Genomic DNA, 20,419 nt, shown 5'->3' on the forward strand with positions numbered 1-20,419 from the left:
GGAACTCCTTCGGATACGGCTTGGGCACTGCAACATCCTTCCAGGCCGCTTCTCAGCAAGCCAGGTCAGGTGTCACCCAACCCTGCAGCAGTCCCGACAGTTCCTAGTAGTGCTTGATTACGTTGGGTGATCTCGGCTGGCGGTGGGAATTTCTTCTCCGGTATGAGGTCGAGGCCGGCCGATCCCGGCATCGCTCCCAGCCGGCTGGATGCGGCCCCGGCGGCAACAGGGTGGCGGCAGGTGCGACGGCGGCATGACGGACGTGGCACTCGGGCTCGCCCGCGACAGGACGGCTCGGTGGCCGCGTTCTTTGCACTGCGTGTGCAGGCCGCTCGCACGCGCCTGCCCCGGCGCAGGGTTTTCCCTGGCGTGGCTCCGAGGCCCCTTCGGGCTCCAGGAAGCCCGAAACTTCCGGCCCGCTCCTGCCAACGGCCGGCCCCCCCGAGACTCCCGGGCGCCGACGACGGCACCCGGGAGCCTTTTCCGCACCGCCCCGAAACCGGTTTGCGCCCCGGCGGCGTCCTGCGGGAGTGCATGGCCCGGACCGTCCTGCCGCCGGGGCGGGCGCTGTTTTCCGGGGCCTCCGCGGTCGGGCGGTCCGGGCCCTTGCCCACCAGCATGATCCTGCCGGGGTGGGACGTACCAGGACGGTACTCAGTGAGGTGCGCGGGCCGGGCGGGGCGCGGATTGCCCGGCCTCGGGGGCGCGGGTGGCACAGCGCCCTGCCTGCCCGCTGGGTGATGCCCCGATGCTCGCGGCTCGCGGCTCGCGCGTGGTCGTTCCTGATGGCGGCACCGCCGAGTGGAGCGAGTGTAGTTTGCCACCTGTTTAGGACGACTTGCCGTTTTTCCAGCGATATGCAATACGTGGAGAGAGACTCTTCAGCGCTCGCCGAGGCACCACTGTCGGCCGGCCTGGAAGAGGGGCGACATGTCAGGAGCGCAAGAGGCCGCCGGGCGTGTGATCATCGGACGTTACCGGCTTCTGCGCCGGCTCGGTACCGGCGGCATGGGATGCGTGTGGCTGGCGTACGACCAGGAACTGGCGTGCGAGGTCACGCTCAAGGAGATCATTCTGCCGCCGGGCGTCTCCGAAGACGAGGCGCGCAGCAGGATCGCCAGGGCCCGCGGCGAGGCCCGGCACGCCGCCCGCCTGCGCAACCATCCGCATGTCGTCACTGTGCACGACATCGTGGAGGAGGACGGCCTGCCGTGGATCGTCATGGAGTTCGTCCCCGACGCCATGGATCTGGAGGCTGTGGTGCGCGAGCAGGGGCCGCTGCCGCCCGGCGATGTCGCCCGGATCGGCCTGGCGGTCCTCGATGCCCTGCTGGAGGGACACCGGCTCGGTGTCCTGCACCGGGACGTAAAACCGGCCAACATCCTGTTGGCCCATCTGGCACACCAGCCCTCCCCGACGGAGAGTGGCGGCCAGGTGATGCTCACCGACTACGGCATCGCGCTGGAGCCGAGCTCCGGAGAGGACCGTCTGACTGCCACTATGGAACTCCTGGGGACGCCGCGCTTCATGGCCCCGGAGCGGGCCAACAGTCATCCGCCCACCCCTGCCGCAGACCTCTTCTCGCTAGGGGCCACCCTGTACTACGCCCTCGAGGGAGCCGGTCCCTTTGACCGCGACACCGCCGTCGCAACGCTGAGCGCCCTGCTGTTCGAGTCCCCGAACCTGCCGCGCCAAGCGACGGAGCTGACCCCGGTCCTCATCGGCCTGCTGGCGAAGGACCCCGTGGACAGGATGGACGGTGAGGAGGCCGCCCGGCGGCTCGCCTCCATCGTCGACCAGTCGGACCCCTCCCTTGTGCAGCAAGCGGCTCCCTCGCTGAAGATGCGCGAGCAGCCTCCCGTCTCGAAGCGGCCGTGCCCCCCGGAATCGGCCCCGCCGACCGTGCTCCTGTCGTCGGCCGAGCCGGAGGCGCCGGGGGAGCCGGCCGAGCCGGAGGCGCCGGAGGCGCCGGGGGAGCCGGCCGAGCCGGAGGAGCCGGGGGAGCCGGCCGAGCCGGAGGAGCCGGGGGAGCCGGAGGAGCCGGGCGAGCCGGCTGAGCCGGAGGCCGTGGCCGGCCCGGCCGGGTCCGTCGCGTCGGGTCGGACACCGCTGCGGAACACAGGGGACGAGGCCCGGCTGCGGCCCCGCCCGCCGCGGCCCGGAAGACGACGCGCCAGGCTCATGGCGGGCGTGGCGCTGGCAGCGCTTGTCGCGACGGGCGCGGGCATCTACCTGGCACAGTCCCATTCCTCGGGTCCCGCCGCACCGACCGTGTCCTCGATCCAGGTCGGCAAATCCCCGGGCGGGGTGGCGGTCTCCCAGGACGGGCGCCGGGCCTATGCGACCAACTACTTCGGCCCGGCCTCAGTCTCGGTGATCGACACCGCTACCAACCGCACCGTGGGCAGCCCCATCCCTGTCGGCGACAAGCCCTACGGGGTGGCGGTCTCCCCGGACGGAAGCCTGGCCTACACGGCCAACTCGGGCTCGGACTCGGTGTCGGTGATCGACACGGCCACCAACCGCACCGTGGGCAACGCCATCCACGTCGGCAAGAGTCCGGTCGGGGTGGTGGTCTCTCCAGACGGACGCTGGGTCTACGTGGCCAACGCCGGTTCCGATTCGGTGTCGGTGATCGACACGGCCACCAACCGCACTGTGGGCAGCTCCATCCCTGTCGGCGACAAGCCCTACGGGGTGGCGGTCTCCCAGGACGGAAGCCTGGCCTACACGCCCGACTCGGGTTCCGATTCGGTGTCGGTGATCGACACGGCCACCAACCGGACCGTGGGCAGCCCCATCCGTGTAGGCGACAAGCCGGTCGCGGTGGCGGTCTCCCGGGACGGACGCCGGGCCTACACAGCCAACGCCAGCCCTGATTCGGTGTCGGTCATCGACACCGACGCCCAGCGCACCGTGGGCAGCCCCATTCGTGTCGGCGGATATCCAGTGTGGGTGACTGTCTCCCCGGACGGACGCCGGGCGTATGCGGCCAACGCCGGCTCGGCCTCGGTGTCGGTGATCGAGTTCTGACCTCCCCTTCTCCTCTGGGGCGGCCACGTCGTGCGCCGCGGCGGGCCGGTGGTGTGCGGCTGCCGGTCGCCGGTCGGGCCTTCGCTGCGGTTCCACGCTGCGGTCCCACGCTGATGGTCACCACCCCACCGCACTCCCATCCCCCCCGACCGTTGACCAGGAAGGAGCAGTGGTTGACAGCCGTCCAGGCTGCAGACCAAGCTGGAGCACTAAACCGACAAACGCGGACTATTCGCCCCAGGTCATGGGAGATCATCATGGTGACAAGGACCCGGAAACGCATCCGGCACCTCCTCGGTGCGTTCTGCGTTGCCGCGCTGCTCGCCGGAACGGTGGGCGTGGCCAGCGCCGAGGCAACGCCTCAGCCGACCAAGACACCGACTCAGTCGGTGAATGAGGACTGCATGGGCCCCCAGAACCCGCCGGGCTGTGTGTGAGGCAAGGCCCGGGACAGGTGTTCACGCTCTGTGTGTGGAGTCCGTCCTAGAACCGCTGCGCGCAGTCGCCGGCGCACGGCTTTACCCACCCCGCCCATATACGAACTGACCTCCATCTTGCACGACGGTCCGCCGACGGAGTCGATGGACCGTTTCGCCTTCTGTGGCTGATGCGCGCACGCCAGGACGAGGGTGACTCCCCGTGTCGCCGCCCGGCTCCACGCTCGCGCCGGGTGCTTCTGCTCGACGGCTTCTCCGAGCAGGGACAGACCGAAGCGAAACCGGGCCCGACCCTCGCGCGGAAAATCGGTGATGTGGCTGGCTGCCTCATTCTTGAGCTGCTTCATCACCCGCTGGACTGGGCGGATTGCTCCACCTTCAGCGGGCTGCAGTTCGACGTTGATCTCTCAGGCCCGGCGCCGGTTGGGCGCTGCGGCAAGTGCCGGCCACCACGAGTTCTCGGCCCCGCGTCTGCACGGAGACGCGAGGAATACCTCGCGCGCCCGCCGACCCGTCGGTGCTCAGTGCTCAGTGCTCAGTGCTCGGTGCCCGCCCGCGCACGTGCTGTGCGAAATCCTAGGACGTCCCGGCGAACCAGGGGCGTGGGTCAGCCGCGGGCGAGATCCCGCTACTGACGTTGTCGCTGTGATGTCGTCAAGGTGAGGCCGGTTTCGGCGAGGCATCCGTTGATGAGGTTGCTGCGGTACTGGATCTGGCGGAGACCGTGTCGGAGGGTGCTGATGAGGTGGTCGGGGTCGGTGAAGGCGGTGTTGGCCTGGCTGCTGCGCCGCAGCAGGGACCAGATGCCCTCGACGGGGTTGAGGTCGGGTGCGTAGGCGGGCAGGAAGTAGCAGGTGATCCAGTGGTGGGTGTCGGTGAACTCCCGTAATCGGCGGTCTTTGTGGACGTTGAGGTTGTCCCACACGAGCACGATGGGCGCGCCGGGTTGCTGGTGTGCGGTGATGAGCAGGTCGCGGTAGTCGGTCCAGGTGAAACTGCGTCTGCCGCCGCGCTTGTGATCAACATGCCGCTTGGGCCGGTAGATCAGCCGTGAGCGTTCACCGTGCTTGTAGCAGGCCAGAGCGGCGACGGAGAAGCGGCGCTGGGAGCGTCTCCGCACCCGGATGACGGGTGTGCGTCCGCGTCGGGCCCCGGTGCGGGTGGTGGGCGGCGTCATCGGGAAGCCGGCTTCGTCTTCGAAGCACAGCCAGGCGTCGAGCGCCGCCACGGACCTTCCACCTGCGGCCAGGTCTCCTTCACCCAGCCCACCACGGCCTCCTCGTCACGCTCGATGGCCCGGCGGGCCGGGACCTGGTGGCTGAAGCCGTGCCGGTGCAGCATCCGCGCGATCGCCGACAGCGTCATGCTCTTGTGGAATCGGCGCCCGATCAGCGTCTTGATCCGCGCCAGCGTCCACGTCTGGTCCGGCCAGCCGTGCGCGACCGGCCCCTTGGCAAGCTCCTGCTCGAGCACGGTGAACAGGGCCTCACTCAGCTTGGGCCGTGAGACGGGCCCGGCAGAGCGCAGCCCCTGGGTGCCGGCGTCGTGCCAGGCCCGGCGCCAGCGCTGCACCGAGCGCACACTCACCCGTAAGTTCTTGGCGATCTCGGCGTTGGAGGCACCCGCAGCGAATCGCTCCGCGGCCTCCAGCCGGATCCGCTCGCGAAACGCCTGTCGTTCCGGCGTCAGCCCACCACCCTGCGGATATCTCACACAACCGGCATACCGCGACGATCACACATCGTCAGCCCCCAACGACAAGACCCCGCAAAGGTCAGTAACCGCGGCCCAACCACCGGCCCGGTGGGGCGAGGCCGACCGGGTCATCGGACACGAGCAACCGCATCGAGAGCCGGGGGAGGAGGAACTGATGACGTCGTATGTGAAGGCGCGTTGGGACCATGAGTTCGCGGAGGAACCAGTGGAGGTCTTCAGTGAACTCGGTGATGACCCCGCTACGAGGCCCGCAAGGTCGAGGTCTACCGGGACGGACGGCTGGACCGGGCCGATACCGGCCGGGACGCGGACACGATGAGCCTGGGCGAGGCCCCGTTCCCGGACCTGGAGGAGATCGACTCCAAGGAGGAGTTCCACGCGGAGACCATCACCGCCGCAGAGTTCGAGGCAGCATGGGCACGCGCCCGCCGCGCGAGATGACGAGAGTTTAAGCGACGCACCGGCATCGGGCAGGCGGAAGCCATGCGTCAGTGGTGAAGAGCTCCGCCATCGCGTCCAGCTTGTCGTGTCGCCACTTCCCGGCGCAGGACAGACAGCACTGGCCGGTCGCGAAGTCCGCGAGGCGAGCTACGGTGCGCCAGCGGTCCACGGAGGTCCGCTGCTGGACGCTGGCCGGCCGCTGGTCGGTTATGGCCGCTCTGCTGTTCATCGATCGCATCTCAGAGACGATCGAGCGCCCCGTTTCCTGGTGCCGGGCGGCTTGTGGCGGTCCAGAAACTCGAACAGAGGCTGGCCGCCGCACACGGCGAGATCCTCCGCCTGCGACGACGGCTCAGCCAGCGTGGCGTGCCTGACTGACCGTCGGCGAGGTGGTCAGTCACACCGGTGGCTGCGGATCGTACTGAATGCCGCGGCGCACCTGACGCGCGCGTTCCGGAGACGACAGCCGGGCGACGAGGTGGAGAGCCATGTCTATGCCGGCCGAGACCCCCGCGGAGGTGACCGTGTCACCGTCATCGACGAACCGCTCGTCGGCCCGCATGTCGATGGTCGGGTCGAGTTCCTTGAGTCGTTCCAATGCGCCCCAATGGGTGGTGGCCGGACGCCCGGTCAGCAGGCCGGCCGCGGCGAAGACCAGCGAGCCGGTGCACACGCTCGTCATGAGCGGAACCGACTGGCGCTGGCGGCGCACCCACTCCAGATGCTGGCTGTCGTTGAGCAGAGGCCGGGTCCCCCGGCCGCCAGGATGCAGCAGGACGTCCAGCGCGGGCATGTCGTCCACTGAGTAGTGCGATCCGATCGTGAGTCCCTTCGAGCAGGTCACGGGCTTGCCGTCGGTGGAGAAGCAGAACGCCGCCCACCCGTCCTCAGGGAAGACCCGAGTCCAGTAGGACAGGACCTCCCAGGGGCCGACCGCGTCCAACTCCTCGACGTCGGGGAACAACAGGATCCCGATCTGCCGCACGTTTTCGTTGCTCATACAGTGATCCAAGCAGGCTCGATCTCGCGCAGTCACGACGTTTCCGCCCGGCCCTCAAGCCGACTTCTACCCGGCACATCACCGACGCGTCAGCAACGTTCCGGACCAGGGCATACGCCAGTCCATTGAACTCTAATCCCGGATAAGTCGAGCGTTTTGTGGTGTGTGAGCCGGGAGAGCCGTAGTCCCTGGGGGAAGCGACGGTCGTCACGGACGGCAAGTTTCTCGGACAGCACCAGGTCAAGAAAATCGAGGTAGCCCATCTTTCCTTCGTCGTCGGCCCGCCGGATGTACTCGTTGACGGTTTCGTTGAGGTGAGGCAGGCCGAGCTTGCCGGACGTGGTGCGGATGCGGATGCGGGTACTGACCAGCTCGCTGTGCGACGGCTCTTGCCGGTGGGCAGGCCGTCCCAGTGGCTCTCCTCGACGACACGGACCGTGCGGCCCACCGCGCGGGGGTGTATGGGCAACCGCGTCTCGCCACTGGTGTCCGCGACGGTGGAGTGCAGCCTGACCTGTGGCTTCGTGGCCCGGACCTCGACCAGATGCCGAGGGCGGACCTTGCGGGCGGGCACTGAGTAGAGGTTGCCGTCGAAGGACGTGAACCGGGACAACCCGCCTGAAAGCCGGGGCCCTGGCTCCCGCCTCTCCTGCTCGGCAGGCGTCGGCTCGCCCCCTTGCGCACACAGTCGTAGCCTGAGAAAAGACCCGTGGTTTTCTGCTCTCACGGCCACTGTTCAGGACACCAGGATTGCGCCGAGGGGACGGGGTAAGGGATCGAGGCGGGGCTGGCCGCGAAATCCGGTGTGATCTTCCCGCACCTGGATGAACGGCAGCAACGGTTGCCGATGGGGACGGAAGATCCATCGGCCGGCCCCTTGCCGCCGCGGTCGAGGGAGGCGTTGCACGTAAGCAATATTGTCGATCCAGTCGGCCGGATCAGACCGCTGAGTCGGGCCAGCCAAAACCGCCACGGTCAAGGTGGGCGATCACTTAGCTGTGTTCCGGCCTCAGCCTCCGTAGCAGTCCAGGCGAGTGCGTAAATCTCGTTCATGCAGTTCAGCGTGCCCGCCTCGACCACTCTGACCTTCTTCAAGGGACCCAGCCGATGGGGAACTCTCACGACGTCTTGACCGCTGGTCCGGCTGACAATTCGACCACTCTCGCCAGGTGTGAGCAGCGCTTCGCCGAGGTGCTCGCCGATATTATGGGCGCCGAAAGCCTGTCTGTTGACAGTCACTTCTTCGATGACGTGGGTGCCGATTCGATGGTGATGGCGCGTTTCTGTGCCCGGGTGCGGAAGCAGGCCGATCTGCCCTCGGTGTCGATGCCGGACGTCTACAAGTATCCGACGATTCGAAGGCTCGCAGCGGCCCTTGTCAACGACGTCTTGACCGCTGGTCCGGCTGACGCTCCGACGACTCTGGCCAGGTGCGAGGAACGCTTCGCCGAGGTGCTCGCCGATATCACGGGCGCCGAAAGCCTGTCTGTTGACAGTCACTTCTTCGATGACCTGGGCGCCGATTCCATGGTGATGGCGCGTTTTTGCGCCCGCGTGCGGAAGCAGGCCGATCTGCCCTCGGTGTCGATGCCGGACGTCTACAGGCACCCGACGATTCGAAGGCTCGCAGCCGCCCTCGCCACCACCAAAACCGACACCACAACCAGGCCTGCCTCGCAGCCGGCAACTCCGGCAGCTCTCGTGGAGCCGCCGAGGCGGGCGCGCAATGGTGAGTACATCCTCTGCGGGGCGTTGCAACTCCTGTTCCTCCTCGGCTACCCCGCCCTTACCACGATCGTCGCGGTGAAGGGCTACGCATGGGTCATGGCCGGCCCGGGCCCCGTCAACATCTACCTGCGTGCGGTCGCGTACGGCGGCGCGATGTTCCTCGGCCTCTGCGCCCTTCCGATCCTGATCAAGTGGGTGCTTATCGGCCGGTGGAAGCCGCAGCAGATCCGTGTCTGGAGCATGGCGTACTTCCGCTTCTGGCTCGTCAAGACCCTGGTCCAGCGGAACCCGATGGCCCTGTTCGTCGGTTCACCGCTCTATTTGCTCTACCTCAGGGCCCTGGGCGCGAAGGTCGGGCGCGGCGCCGTCATCTTCTCCAGGAACGTGCCCGTGTGCACCGACCTGCTCAGCATCGGCGACGGCGCGGTGATCCGGAAGGATTCGTTCTTCAACGGCTACCGGGCCCACAACGGCATCATCCACACGGGCGCGGTCAGCCTGGGCAAGGACGCGCTCGTCGGCGAGATGACGGTGCTCGACATCTGGACCTCGCTGGGTGACGGGGCCGAGCTGGGGCACTCCTCCTCGCTGCACTCGGGACAGACCGCGCCCGACGGGGAGCGCTGGCACGGCTCGCCGGCGCAGCCGGCCGACGTCGACTGCCAGCGGATGCCCACGATGGACGTCAGCACCCGGCGACGCGTCGCCTTCGCGACCGTGCAGCTGGTGAACCTGCTTCTGGTGGGTACGCCGCTGATGTTCGGCGTCGTGGTCCTCGTGCTCACGAAGGTCCCGCAGCTCGCCACGCTGTCGGCCGCGGGACCGGTCTCCTTCACGAGCTGGGCGTTCTACCGCGACGACGCGCTGGTCACATCCGCCGTGCTCTTCTTCGGCGCCGTGCTCGTGGGCCTCGTGTTCGTGGGAACCGTTCCGCGCGTGCTGAACCTCTTCATCAAGCCGGACAAGGTCTACCCGCTGTACGGATTCCACTACTGGATCCACCGCGCGATCGCCCGCACGAGCAACAGCAGGTTCCACACAACTCTCTTCGGTGGCACCTCCTGCATCGTCCACTACCTGCGTTGGCTGGGCTACGACCTTCGCGGAGTGCGACAGACCGGTTCGAACTTCGGTGAAACGGTCAAGCACGACACCCCGTTCCTCAGCGCTGTCGGCAGCGGAACCATGGTCGCGGACGGGCTGTCCATCATCAATGCCGATTTCTCGAACACGTCGTTCCGGATGTCCCGCGTGTCGATCGGGGCAGAGAACTTCCTTGGGAACATGATCGCCTATCCCGCGCAGGGCAGGACGGGGGACAACTGCCTCCTCGCGACGAAGGTCATGGCTCCCGTCGGCGGACAGGTGCGCGAAGGCGTGGGCCTGCTGGGCGCGCCCAGCTTCGTGATCCCGCGGTCGGTCAAGCGTGACAAGCAGCTCGACGTGGGGAGCGAGGACGAGCTGCGCCGCCGCCTCCGGGCCAAGAACGTCTACAACACCATCAGCATGACGCTGTTCCTGCTGGTGCGCTGGCTCCTCATCTTCATCGTCACCGTGCTCTACCTGGCCGCCCTTGACCTCTGGGCCTCCCTGGGCGCGCTCGCGTTTGCACTGGCCACCGCCGGGGTCTTCGTCCTCACCGTCGCCTACAACGTCCTGGTCGACCGGCTGGTCCGGCCGCTGCAGGCCTTGCGGCCGCAGGGCTGCTCGATCTACGACCGCGCCTTCTGGCGGCACGAACGCTTCTGGAAAATGAGTTCCCTCGCCTATGTCCTCCTCTTCAACGGCACCCCGCTCAAGAACGTGATCTGGCGGCTGCTGGGTATGCGGATCGGCCGCCGGGTCTTCGACGACGGCCTCCGCGTGCCCGAGCGGACGTTCACCACGATCGGGGACGACTGCACCCTCAATGCGGACACCGTCATTCAGTGCCACTCGCAGGAGGACGGAGGATTCAAGTCGGACCGCGTCGCGATCGGTGCCGGCTGCACGCTCGGTGTCGGCGCATTCGTCCACTACGGCGTGACCATGGGCGACGGCGCCGTGCTTGCCACCAGCTCCTTCCTCATGAAGGGCGAGGAGATGCCGCCGCACGCGCTGTGGGGCGGGAACCCGGCCAGGAAAATGCGCGAGCAGTCGGCCGACGTTTCAGGTGCGCAGGATCAGCCTCCACGACTGCGCCGCCGTGCTGGTCCCCATCGACTGACACCCGGCAAACGTCCAACGTAGGGACGATTCGATGGACAACCGGGTGGAAACCGGCCGGGAGTTCTGGCGGGCCGTCCCGCGCGCGGGCCGCGCGACCGCGATCCCGCGGTGGACGCTCGACCCGGCACCGGGCGTCACCGAGCACGTCGCTGTCGGCGGTGCGGCCGGCGATCGCCCTGGATCGCGCAGTCTGTCTCGAGGACTTCACCCACCACCCGGTCCGCGCCGATCTGGCCGTGCTGGTCGACGACAGGCTCGAGACAGCACCGGGCGTGCCACGTGTCACCGAATCGGTGGCTCCTTCCTGCGTGGAAATCGAGGAATCAAGGAGAAGTCAAGGAGAGATGAGATGTCGTCCTCTTCCCAGGCGGCTCTGCTCGAGGTCGGCCTGCAACCCGGCAAGCCGCCGATCCTGCACACCAGACCTGCCGGCGACGCGGTGCGCTGGGCAGCCGAGCACCGCGTGACGCTGCGCGCGGTGGTCGCCGAGCACGGATCGGTCATCGTCCGCGGCCTCGGGCTGCGCGACGCGGCCGAGACCGTCGCCGTTTTCCACCAACTGGCCCGCACCGGCCCGATGACCGAGAGAGAGGCCTTCGCCTCCCGCCGGACCTACGCAGAGGGCGTGTACTCCTCCTCGAAGTGGCCGCCGAACCAGCCGATGTGCATGCACCACGAACTGAACTACCGGCTCGAGTTTCCCGGCCTGATGCTCTTCGCGTGCCTGTCCGCGCCCGCCGAGGGCGGCGCGACCGGTGTGGCGGACTCGACGGCCGTGCTCGACGCGCTGCCCGGTGACCTCGTCGAACGGCTCGAGCGAAGGGCTGGATGCTCGTCCGCAACTACAACGAGGAGACCGGCACGTCGGTCGCCGAGGCGTTCGGCACCGAGGACCGTGGCGCGGTCGAGAGCTACTGCCGCGCTCATGCCATCGAGTTCGAGTGGCAACCCGATGGAGGGCTGTGCACCTGGCAGCGCCGCAGCGCGGTGGTGCGGCATCCGGTCACCGGGCGGCGCTGCTGGTTCAACCAGATCGCCTTCCTCAACGAGTGGACGCTCGACCCCGAGGTGCACGAGTTCCTGGTCGACACCTACGGCGCCGAGGGGGTGCCGTTCACCACCCGCTACGGGGGCGGCGACCCGATAGGCGAGGACGTCGTACAGCTGGTCAACGATGTGTACGAGGCCGAAACCGTGCGGGAGGCCTGGCAGGTGGGCGATCTGATGCTCGTCGACAACATCCGCAGCGCACACAGCAGGGAGCCCTTCACCGGACCGCGTGAAGTCCTCGGGATGGTCGACCCGGTGCGCCTGGCCGACTGCTCGCAGGCCGTCGGGGTCAACGCCGGATGACCACGTCCATCGTGGAACCGTTCGCGGTCATCTCCGGTGCTGGTGCCCAGGTCCACCGCGCGAGCTGCCGACCTCCGCGTCCAGCGCCCAGGCGGTCTGGGCCCTGCCCCAGGAGACGAGCCGGCGCAGGGCAGAGGGCTGGGATACGTCGGCTGCCAGGCAGAAGCGACAGAAAGGAATCCGCCGAGATGATCACCCGTTTGCCGGACCTCGTTGCGAGGTCCGCCCAACGCGACTGCGACGCGCCCGCCCTGACCGCACGGACGACCACACTCTCCTACACCGATCTGCACGAGCGGACGGAGCGCGCGGCCGCCGGCCTGCGCGACCTCGGCCTCGATGGTGGCGAGCGCGTCGCGATCTTCCTCGACAAGCGGATCGAAACCGTCGTGGCGCTGCTCGCCTGCTCGCGGGCCGGTGGCGTGTTCGTCCCGGTGAATCCCATGCTGCGGGCCGGGCAAGTCAGGCACATCCTCGACGACTGTGCCGTCCGGGTACTGGTGACCTCCACGGACCGGCTGCTGACCCTGCGCGCCGAACTCGCCGCCTGCAAGTCACTTTCCCACGTCCTCGTACTGGGCGACTCGCTTGTTGAGGACGATGAAGCCCCTTACCGCGTGCTCCCCTGGCCGCAGGTCGCCGAGCGCGCGAGCCAGGCCGTGTGCCCTGCGGCGGACGGCGTCGATACGGATGTGGCCGCGATCCTCTACACGTCGGGGAGCACCGGCGCCCCCAAGGGCGTCGTGCTGTCGCACCGCAACCTCGTCGTCGGCGCGGAGAGCGTCAGCACGTACCTGAACAACACGGCAGAGGACCGGATCCTGGCCGTTCTCCCGCTGAGCTTCGACGCCGGACTGAGCCAATTGACGACCGGCTTCTGTGTCGGCGCCCATGTGGTGCTCGCCAACTACCTGCTGCCGGGGGATGTCGTCCGGCCGTGCGCCGAGCACCGCATCACCGGGCTGGTGGGCATACCGCCGCTGTGGAGCCGGCTGGCGGCCCAGACGTGGCCGCCCGAGGCCGTGGCCGGGGTGCGCTACTTCGCAAACACCGGGGGGCGGCTCCCACGCGTGACCCTGGAACGACTGCGAGGGATCTTCCCGACCGCAAGGCCGTACCTGATGTACGGGCTCACAGAGGCGTTCCGCTCCACCTACCTCGATCCCCGCGAGGTCGACCGGCGGCCCGATTCGATCGGCAAGGCCGTCCCGAACGCCGAGATCCTCGTGGTCCGGGAGGACGGCGGCCCGTGTGGTCCCGGAGAGCCGGGTGAGCTGGTGCACCGGGGTCCCCTGGTCGCGTTGGGTTACTGGAATGACGCGGAGCGTACGGCCGAGCGGTTCCGGCCGCCGCCGAACCGTCCGGTCGAGCTGTGTACGCCCGAGCTGGCGGTCTGGTCCGGCGATGTCGTCGTCCGGGACGAGGAGGGCTTCCTGTACTTCGTCGGACGGCGTGACGACATGATCAAGACACGGGGATATCGGGTCAGCCCGCAAGAGATCGAGGAAGTGGCGTACGAGACCGGCCTGGTCCACGATGCCGTCGCGCTCGGCCTCGAGGACGAGGTACTTGGCCACCGGGTCGTCCTCGTCGTGACACCGTGCGATCCCTCCGGCTTCGACCCGGCCGCGGTCACCGCACGCCTGGCGCAGGAACTGCCCGGCTACATGGTGCCCGCCGAGGTGGTGGTTGTCAGTGACCTGCCCCGAACGTCGAACGGCAAGTTCGACCGGGCATTGCTTCGCCACGAACTCACCGCCTCCCGCCCTCCCGACCCTGTATGAACGCAGCCCCACGCGATGAACGCAGCCCCACGCGCACCCCGCGAGCAGCCGGTTCGCGATCGCCGACAGCATCTTCCACATCGGCGGCCTCCCGGTCGGGTTGCTTGCTGAGCGCGCCCGTGTCGTCTGCACGACCGATGAGGAGAAGCCATATGACTCGCTCGCCAGAGATCTCGCAGGCGATTTTCCAGGACGTCAAGGCCGTCGTGGTGCTCACGCTGCGCATCGAGGACCAGGCCGATCACCTCGGGCCGGAGACGGGACTGTACGGCAATCTCCCTGAGCTCGACTCGCTCACCGTCGTCAAGCTCATCGTCGCGTTGCAGAAACGGTTCGGGATCGGGATCGAGCGCGAAGAGATCGTCGGTGACACCTTCGACACCCTCGGGCGGCTGGCGGCCTTCGTGGAGTCCAAGATGCGCTGAGGGGCACTCCTCGAAGTCGGGTACCAAACCCGGATCCACCGTCCGGACCTGTCGAAGAGCGACGTGCCCGGAAAATCAGATGCCTTCTGACCAGGAACGACATGCCCTGCGACGGAGACATCAACCGGAGGTCGCGGGCGTGTGCTTGAGCGTCCCGACCGTTTCCCTGACAGCCGCACAGTCTGTGTGGTTCCGGTCGGCCGCAGGCCGGGCGCGTGCTGAGTGGGCCGTGGCGGGTGAGGGAACTGTGGGACTCCGACCCGGTGCTGCCCGTCGCCCGAGCCGCAGACGTCGGTCGGGTGGGCCAACACGGCCTGGAGATCGTCATGGCCGTCTGTCAGAGCTTCGAAGCACAGAGGGAACCGGCCGGCAAACGCATCACCGCCCGAATCGCCCTGCTGGACGACCCAGGCGGCGCCCTCGCCGGCCACCGCCCCCTGTGGCAACGGGAGCGACGAGCGCTCGCGGAGCGAGTGTCCCCCGCTCTGGAGCCACGATCATCCGGATGACGGCGGTCGCGACCTCTCCCCTGCCGAGTGCGCGTCGCTTCTCGTCCGGCTGGAGGCGATCACCGGCCAGCTCCTCCAGCAGCACATCGAGGACGGCCGCCAGCTGACGGGCGTCCCACGGGTCTGCATGGAGAGGAACGTCCTGCTGGCGTTCCTCTGAAGCGCCACCAGGCACCCGCCTGGGCTCGGCCCTGCAGGCGCGGCCTGCCCCACGCGGCCGAGTCCCGGCCCTGCTGGCTGCCGGCGCCGCGGAGGCGGTACTGGAGGACGGCCGGTCCGCGCTTGGCGCGGCACAGGCCGGCGACGCCTGCTCGCACCCGGACGGCACGGCCCGCTTCCTGCTCACCGCGCTGGACGTCTTCGCCGAGGACGTCGAGGTCCATCCGACCGGCCCAGGGCTGCGGCCGTCCCGCACGCGGGGTGCTGCCCCTCCCGCCCGCCAAGGACGCCCGGCTGGGGGTGGACTGGTCCCGCTGCACCGGTCACGGGCTGTGCGCGGTGCTGGCCCCCGACCTCATCCGTCTCCGCCCGCACGGCTACCCGACGACCACCAGCGTCCCGGTCGCCCCCTGGCCGGAGCAGGCGCCCGCCGCCTCGTCAGCCAGTGCCCAGCCTTGGTGTGCGGCTCCAGCACCACCGGTGACGTACTGCGGCACCCCACCGCGGTCCAGCAGGAGCAGGCCGCAGGCGAACACCCCGTCGGTGGCGGTGAGGCCGCGCGCCCGCATCACCGAACTCCCGGTGGACCAGCGGTCCTTCGCGGCCACCGTGCCCGCTCCCTCGGAAGCGCCCGCCCGATTCCGCCGGTTCCGTGCGACGGACCAGCCCGCCGGCCGCGTAGAGCAGACGACGGACTCGCCCAGGGAGGGGACTGCACAGTGACAGCGCGTGCACTGAAGGGTGCCAGAGGTACGGCGATAGCGGCGGCGGCGATGGCCGTGCTCACGGCGTCGCAGGCGCCGCGAGCGGTCTCGGCCGAGGCCGCGCAGCCGGCGCGGAGCACGGCACCGGCCGAGCACGGCCCCAGCGTGTCGGGGGACGCCCCGTACCGCACCGGCCTGCCCCCGCTGCGGACGCGGAAGGAGGGCCGCCCGGCACAGGAGGCGACGGGCGGCGGCGGTGCCCTGCCCGCGAGCGTGTTCGCCGCGTACCGGCGCGCCGCGGCGGAGCTGGCGCGCAGTGCGCCGGGCTGCCGGCTGCGCTGGCAACTGCTCGCCGCGCTCGGCCAGGTGGAGTCCGGGCAGGCACGGGGCGGCCGGGTGACCCGGGACGGTACGACCATGACGCCCATCCTCGGTCCGCGCCTGACGGGCGGCGCCTTCGCCGCCGTCGCGGACACCGACGGCGGCGCGTACGACGGGGACGCGGTGTACGACCGCGCGGTCGGCCCCATGCAGTTCATCCCGTCCACCTGGGCCCGCTGGGGAGCGGACGGCAACGGCGACGGACGCAGGGACCCGAACAACGTCTACGACGCGGCGCTCGCCGCCGGCCGCTACCTGTGCGCGGGCGGCCGGAACCTGTCGAACCCCGCCGACCTGGACCGGGCGATCCTCGGCTACAACCACTCGGACGCCTATCTGCACACCGTCAAGGCGTGGTACGCGTACTACCTGACCGGGCACCGCGTGGTGCCCGACGCGTCGGGGGGATCGCCGTCGGACCGGCCGGAGCCGTCCGGTCCGAAGAAGCCGAAGCCCTCGCCGTCGAAGCCGTCGAAGCCGTCGAAGCGGTCGAAGCGGTCGAAGCCGTCGGACGACCGGAAGCCGGTCCCTGGTCCCTCGCGCACGCCGTCGGCGCCGCCCGCCCCACGCGCGCCCGGCCCGTCCCCCACGGCCGGTCTCCCGAAGGCGTCCGGGACGCCGCTGGTTCCGATCCCCGGACCGACCCTCACGCTGCCCGGCGGCGGTGTCCTGCCCAGCGCGGGGCAGCTGACCACCGGCAACGGCTAGAACACGATGGGCGCCGCCCCCTCCACAACTTTCCCTACTCGGCGGTAATGTCGCCCCCGTCGTAAGTACAGGACCGGCGGGTGGTGCGAGGGGGCCCTCATGGCGACGGACGTGCCTGCGGACACAGTGGCCGCCGACGAGCGTTGGCAGCGCATGTGGAGCCATCGTGAGCAACTGCTCAAGGTGGCCCGGCGGCGGTCCATGAGCCAGGAGGACGCCGAGGACGCCGTGCACGAGGCGATGCTGCGCGCCGCGGAGCGCCCGGACCTGGACGACGAGCGGCTCGGCGCCTGGCTGACGACGGTGACGATGCGGCTGTGCGTCGACCGGTACCGGCAGGTCAACCGCGAGGCCGAGGTGGGCAGTCGCCCCACACTCGTCGCGCCCGGCCCGGTACCCGTCGAGGAGGCGGTGTGCGACCGGGCCGAGGCCAAGTGGCTCGCCGTGCGCAGCGGTGAGCTGCCCGCCCGGCAGGCGGAGGCGCTCCGGCTGAGGTCGGAGGACCTGGACGTGAGCCAGGTCGCCGTGCGGATGGGGCTCAGCTACCGGACCGTCGAGTCGCTGCTCGCCCGGGCCCGGCGGACGCTGCGCGCCTCGCTGGCCGGGACGCTCGGGCTGGTGCTGTTCCTGGTCGGGCGCGGGCGGCTGCGCGGCGGCGGCCATGTGCAGGCGCTCGCGGTCACCTCGACGGCGGCGACCGTGGTGGTGGCGGGGTTCGTGCTGCCGTACGCGCTCGGCGGCGGCGGAGACGGGAACGGTCCGGCGCCGTGGCCGGCCGTGTCCGGCCACGCGCAGGTCCCGGACGGCGAGACCGCGGGCCAGGGGCGTGCCCCCGGGACGCCCGCCACCTCCCCCTCGGCGCCGGGGGACCGGGGCCGGACGCCCTCACTCACCGGAGAAACGTCTCTGCTGCCGGGGTCCGAGGCACCGAGGATGCCGAAAGTGCCGTCCCTGCCCGACATGTCCGCGTCCGCGCTCCCGAAGCTGTCGGTGCCGCGGGTTCCCCAGGTGCCCGAGGTGCCGGGCCCGACGGCCGCCGCGCCGGACCTGCCGACCGCGGTGCCGGACCTGCCGGCGAAGTCGGCCGTCCCGTCGCTCCCGTCGCTTCCCACGGTCTCCGTCCTGCCCGCCGCCCCGCTCCCCGTCCCCGTCCCGGGGACGCCTTCGCGCACGCCGTCGCCGACGCTGCCGTAGCACCCCGTACACGCGGCCGTAAAAAAATCCCCGTCCGCAGCGACGGACGCCCCTTCCCTCCCCGTAGAGCAGATGTCGGAGCCGCTCCACGGGCGAAGGGTGTGACCGGATGGGTGTCGAGATCTGTGTGGAAGGGCTGACCAAGTCCTTCGGCCACCAGGTCATCTGGCAGGACGTCTCGCTGACCCTGCCCGCCGGGGAGGTCTCGGTGATGCTCGGCCCCTCGGGGACGGGCAAGTCGGTGTTCCTCAAGACGCTCGTGGGGCTGCTGAAGCCGGAGCGGGGCTCCATCACGGTCCAGGGCCGGGACATCACCAGGCTCCGCGAGCGCGACCTGTACGAGGTACGGAAGCTGTTCGGCGTGCTGTTCCAGGACGGCGCGCTGTTCGGCTCGATGAACCTCTACGACAACATCGCCTTCCCGCTGCGCGAGCACACCCGCAAGTCCGAGAGCGAGATCAGGCGGATCGTCCTCGAGAAGATGGACATGGTCGGGCTGCTCGGCGCCGAGGGGAAGCTGCCCGGCGAGATCTCCGGCGGCATGCGCAAGCGGGCCGGACTCGCCCGCGCCCTGGTCCTCGACCCGGAGATCATCCTGTTCGACGAGCCGGACTCGGGCCTGGACCCGGTCCGCGTGGCCTACCTCAACCAACTCATCGTCGACCTCAACGCACAGATCGACGCGACCTTCCTGATCGTCACCCACGACATCGCCTCGGCCCGCCAGGTCCCGGACAACATCGGGCTGCTGTTCCGGCGCGAGCTGGTCATGTTCGGGCCCCGCGAGAAGCTGCTGGCCAGCGACGAGCCCGTGGTACGGCAGTTCCTGAACGGCCGGATGCGGGGGCCGATCGGCATGGCGGAGGAGAAGGACGCGGCCCAGGTCGAGCAGGAGCTGGCCCAGATCGACGAGGACGGTCCGGCTGTCGCGCCCGCTCCCCGTCTGCTGCCCGGCCCCGGCATCACCCGCCCGCCCCGCTGGGAGGCGATCGCCAGACGTGAGGCGGAACTGCACGGGGCGGAGGTGACGAGCCCGTGAGGCTCTCCCCGACGGGTGCCCTCCGCCAATCGGGCAACCTGTTCGCGATGGCGCTGGACGTCGTCCGGTCCCTGCCCCGACGGCCCTTCCAGGCGCGGGAGTTCATCCAGCAGGCGTGGTTCGTCGCCAGCGTCACGATCCTGCCGACGGCCCTGGTCTCCATCCCCTTCGGGGCGGTCATCGCCCTGCAGATCGGCAGCTTGACCCGGCAGTTGGGCGCCCAGTCCTTCGCCGGGGCCGCGTCCGTGCTCGCCGTGCTGCGGGAGGCCTCGCCGATCGTCACCGCGCTGCTGATCGCGGGCGCGGGCGGCACGGCCATCTGCGCGGACCTCGGAGCACGCAAGATCCGGGACGAGATCGACGCGATGCAGGTGCTCGGCATCGACCCGATCCACCGGCTCGTCGTACCGCGGGTGCTGGCGTCGATGGTCGTGGCCGTACTGCTCAACGGCCTCGTCTCGGTGGTCGGTGTCGCGGGCGGCTACTTCTTCAACGTCGTCCTCCAGCACGGCACGCCCGGCGCCTACCTGGCGTCCTTCACCACCCTCGCTCAGCTGTCCGACCTGTGGGCGGCGGAGATCAAGGCGCTGGTGTTCGGGGCCATCGCGGCGATCGTCGCCTCGTACAAGGGGCTGACGGCGCAGGGCGGCCCGAAAGGCGTGGGCGACGCCGTCAACCAGTCCGTGGTGATCACCTTCATGTTGCTGTTCGTGACCAACTTCGTGATGACCGCCGTGTACTTCCAGGTCGTCCCCCAGAGGGGTTAGCCGATGAGACCGAGAGACGTCCTCGACCGCCCCCTGCGCTCACTCGAAGAGCTGGGGACGCAACTGTCCTTCTACGGGCGCTCCCTGGCGTGGACGGGCCGCACCCTGCGCCGCTACAAGAAGGAGATCCTGCGGCTGCTCGCCGAGGTGAGCTTCGGGCGCGGCGCGCTCGCCGTCGTCGGCGGCACGGTCGGCGTGATCGCGTTCCTGTCCTTCTTCACCGGCACCGAGGTCGGCCTCCAGGGTTACGCGGCCCTCAACCAGCTCGGCACCTCCAACTTCGTGGCGTTCCTGTCGGCGTACTTCAACACCCGGGAGATCGCCCCGCTGGTGGCCGGGCTCGCCCTGTCCGCGACCGTCGGCGCCGGGTTCACCGCGCAGCTCGGTGCGATGCGGATCAGCGAGGAGACCGACGCGCTGGAGGTGATGGGCGTCCCCTCGCTGCCGTTCCTGGTGACGACGCGGATGATCGCCGGCTTCGTCGCGGTGATCCCGCTGTACGTGGTCGGGCTGCTGTCCTCGTACCTGGCCGCCCGCACCATCACCACCGGCTACTACGGGCAGTCGACCGGCACGTACGACCACTACTTCCACCAGTACCTGCCGCCCGTCGACGTGTTCTGGTCCTTCGGCAAGGTGATCGTCTTCGCGGTGCTGATCATCCTGGTGCACTGCTACTACGGCTACCACGCGAGCGGCGGCCCGGCCGGAGTCGGCGTCGCGGTGGGCCGGGCGGTGCGGACCTCGATCGTCGCCGTCAACGTCCTGGACTTCTTCCTGAGCCTCGCGATCTGGGGCGCCAACACGACCGTACGGATTGCGGGGTGAGAGCG

The 20,419-nt window shown here is 69.5% G+C and carries 13 protein-coding genes and 4 pseudogenes; 12 read left to right on the forward strand and 5 right to left on the reverse strand.

Translation table 11 applies throughout. The features are described from left to right. Positions 1-930 precede the first annotated feature (930 nt). Positions 931-3,033, forward strand: coding sequence for a serine/threonine-protein kinase (locus ACI2LW_RS30245; RefSeq protein WP_404734440.1), 2,103 nt, complete (start codon positions 931-933; stop codon positions 3,031-3,033). A 1,065-nt stretch (positions 3,034-4,098) separates the two neighbouring features. On the opposite strand, the gene ACI2LW_RS30250 is transcribed toward ACI2LW_RS30245, so the two are convergent. Continuing rightward, positions 4,099-4,647, reverse strand: a complete 549-nt coding sequence (locus ACI2LW_RS30250; protein ID WP_404734492.1) for a transposase — start codon at positions 4,645-4,647, stop codon at positions 4,099-4,101. Then, entirely contained in the window at positions 4,644-5,183 is a 540-nt protein-coding gene (locus ACI2LW_RS30255; protein WP_404734441.1) for a winged helix-turn-helix domain-containing protein, read from the reverse strand. The genes ACI2LW_RS30250 and ACI2LW_RS30255 overlap by 4 nt, the downstream gene beginning before the upstream one ends. A 252-nt stretch (positions 5,184-5,435) precedes the next feature. Between ACI2LW_RS30255 and ACI2LW_RS30260 the strand changes: the two are divergent. Continuing rightward, a pseudogene (locus ACI2LW_RS30260) lies at positions 5,436-5,627 on the forward strand (DUF6881 domain-containing protein); the annotation flags it as partial. Between the two features lie 397 nt (positions 5,628-6,024). Here ACI2LW_RS30260 and ACI2LW_RS30265 read toward each other — a convergent pair. Beyond that, entirely contained in the window at positions 6,025-6,627 is a 603-nt protein-coding gene (locus tag ACI2LW_RS30265; protein ID WP_404734442.1) for a DJ-1/PfpI family protein, read from the reverse strand. 146 nt (positions 6,628-6,773) lie between these two features. Then, positions 6,774-7,040: pseudogene (locus ACI2LW_RS30270) on the reverse strand (ATP-binding protein); the annotation flags it as partial. Between the two features lie 715 nt (positions 7,041-7,755). On the opposite strand from ACI2LW_RS30270, the gene ACI2LW_RS30275 reads away from it, so the two are divergent. The 5 genes and pseudogenes from ACI2LW_RS30275 to ACI2LW_RS30295 form a co-directional block, all read left to right on the forward strand. After that, positions 7,756-10,584, forward strand: coding sequence for a Pls/PosA family non-ribosomal peptide synthetase (locus tag ACI2LW_RS30275; RefSeq protein WP_404734443.1), 2,829 nt, complete (start codon positions 7,756-7,758; stop codon positions 10,582-10,584). Positions 10,585-10,912: 328 nt separating this feature from the next. Beyond that, positions 10,913-11,916, forward strand: a pseudogene (locus tag ACI2LW_RS30280) (TauD/TfdA family dioxygenase). A 188-nt stretch (positions 11,917-12,104) separates the two neighbouring features. Beyond that, positions 12,105-13,700: an acyl-CoA ligase (AMP-forming), exosortase A system-associated gene (locus ACI2LW_RS30285; protein ID WP_404734444.1), complete on the forward strand. Its 1,596-nt coding sequence runs from the start codon at positions 12,105-12,107 to the stop codon at positions 13,698-13,700. Positions 13,701-13,852: 152 nt separating this feature from the next. Further along, entirely contained in the window at positions 13,853-14,125 is a 273-nt protein-coding gene (locus tag ACI2LW_RS30290) for an acyl carrier protein (RefSeq protein ID WP_404734445.1), read from the forward strand. A 245-nt stretch (positions 14,126-14,370) separates the two neighbouring features. Continuing rightward, positions 14,371-14,562, forward strand: a pseudogene (locus ACI2LW_RS30295) (ATP-binding protein); the annotation flags it as partial. Positions 14,563-15,170: 608 nt separating this feature from the next. Here ACI2LW_RS30295 and ACI2LW_RS30300 read toward each other — a convergent pair. After that, entirely contained in the window at positions 15,171-15,401 is a 231-nt protein-coding gene (locus ACI2LW_RS30300) for a hypothetical protein (RefSeq protein ID WP_404734493.1), read from the reverse strand. A gap of 111 nt (positions 15,402-15,512) precedes the next feature. Here ACI2LW_RS30300 and ACI2LW_RS30305 point away from each other — a divergent pair, with 111 nt between their 5' ends. From ACI2LW_RS30305 to ACI2LW_RS30325, 5 genes are all read left to right on the forward strand, one after another. Next, positions 15,513-16,586, forward strand: a complete 1,074-nt coding sequence (locus tag ACI2LW_RS30305) for a lytic transglycosylase domain-containing protein (protein WP_404734446.1) — start codon at positions 15,513-15,515, stop codon at positions 16,584-16,586. A 99-nt stretch (positions 16,587-16,685) separates the two neighbouring features. Further along, positions 16,686-17,780: a sigma-70 family RNA polymerase sigma factor gene (locus ACI2LW_RS30310; protein ID WP_404734447.1), complete on the forward strand. Its 1,095-nt coding sequence runs from the start codon at positions 16,686-16,688 to the stop codon at positions 17,778-17,780. Positions 17,781-17,889: 109 nt separating this feature from the next. After that, on the forward strand, positions 17,890-18,819 hold the full coding sequence (locus ACI2LW_RS30315) for an ABC transporter ATP-binding protein (protein WP_404734448.1): 930 nt from the start codon (positions 17,890-17,892) through the stop codon (positions 18,817-18,819). Next, complete coding sequence (locus ACI2LW_RS30320; protein ID WP_404734449.1) at positions 18,816-19,586, forward strand: MlaE family ABC transporter permease; 771 nt, start codon at positions 18,816-18,818, stop codon at positions 19,584-19,586. Before ACI2LW_RS30315 ends, ACI2LW_RS30320 begins: the two co-directional genes overlap by 4 nt. A 3-nt stretch (positions 19,587-19,589) precedes the next feature. Beyond that, positions 19,590-20,414, forward strand: coding sequence for an ABC transporter permease (locus tag ACI2LW_RS30325; RefSeq protein ID WP_135791989.1), 825 nt, complete (start codon positions 19,590-19,592; stop codon positions 20,412-20,414). Positions 20,415-20,419 lie beyond the last annotated feature (5 nt).

The sequence above is a fragment of the Streptomyces sp. NPDC004065 genome (genome assembly GCF_044903565.1).
GTDB lineage: Bacteria > Actinomycetota > Actinomycetes > Streptomycetales > Streptomycetaceae > Streptomyces.

Bases quoted from the DNA above. Each gene is read 5' to 3' on its own strand.
- ACI2LW_RS30245 (WP_404734440.1), top strand. From the start codon at position 931: ATGTCAGGAGCGCAAGAGGCCGCCGGGCGTGTGATCATCGGACGTTAC.
- ACI2LW_RS30250 (WP_404734492.1), bottom strand. From the start codon at position 4,647: ATGACGCCGCCCACCACCCGCACCGGGGCCCGACGCGGACGCACACCC.
- ACI2LW_RS30265 (WP_404734442.1), bottom strand. From the start codon at position 6,627: ATGAGCAACGAAAACGTGCGGCAGATCGGGATCCTGTTGTTCCCCGAC.
- ACI2LW_RS30285 (WP_404734444.1), top strand. From the start codon at position 12,105: ATGATCACCCGTTTGCCGGACCTCGTTGCGAGGTCCGCCCAACGCGAC.
- ACI2LW_RS30290 (WP_404734445.1), top strand. From the start codon at position 13,853: ATGACTCGCTCGCCAGAGATCTCGCAGGCGATTTTCCAGGACGTCAAG.
- ACI2LW_RS30310 (WP_404734447.1), top strand. From the start codon at position 16,686: ATGGCGACGGACGTGCCTGCGGACACAGTGGCCGCCGACGAGCGTTGG.
- ACI2LW_RS30315 (WP_404734448.1), top strand. From the start codon at position 17,890: ATGGGTGTCGAGATCTGTGTGGAAGGGCTGACCAAGTCCTTCGGCCAC.
- ACI2LW_RS30325 (WP_135791989.1), top strand. From the start codon at position 19,590: ATGAGACCGAGAGACGTCCTCGACCGCCCCCTGCGCTCACTCGAAGAG.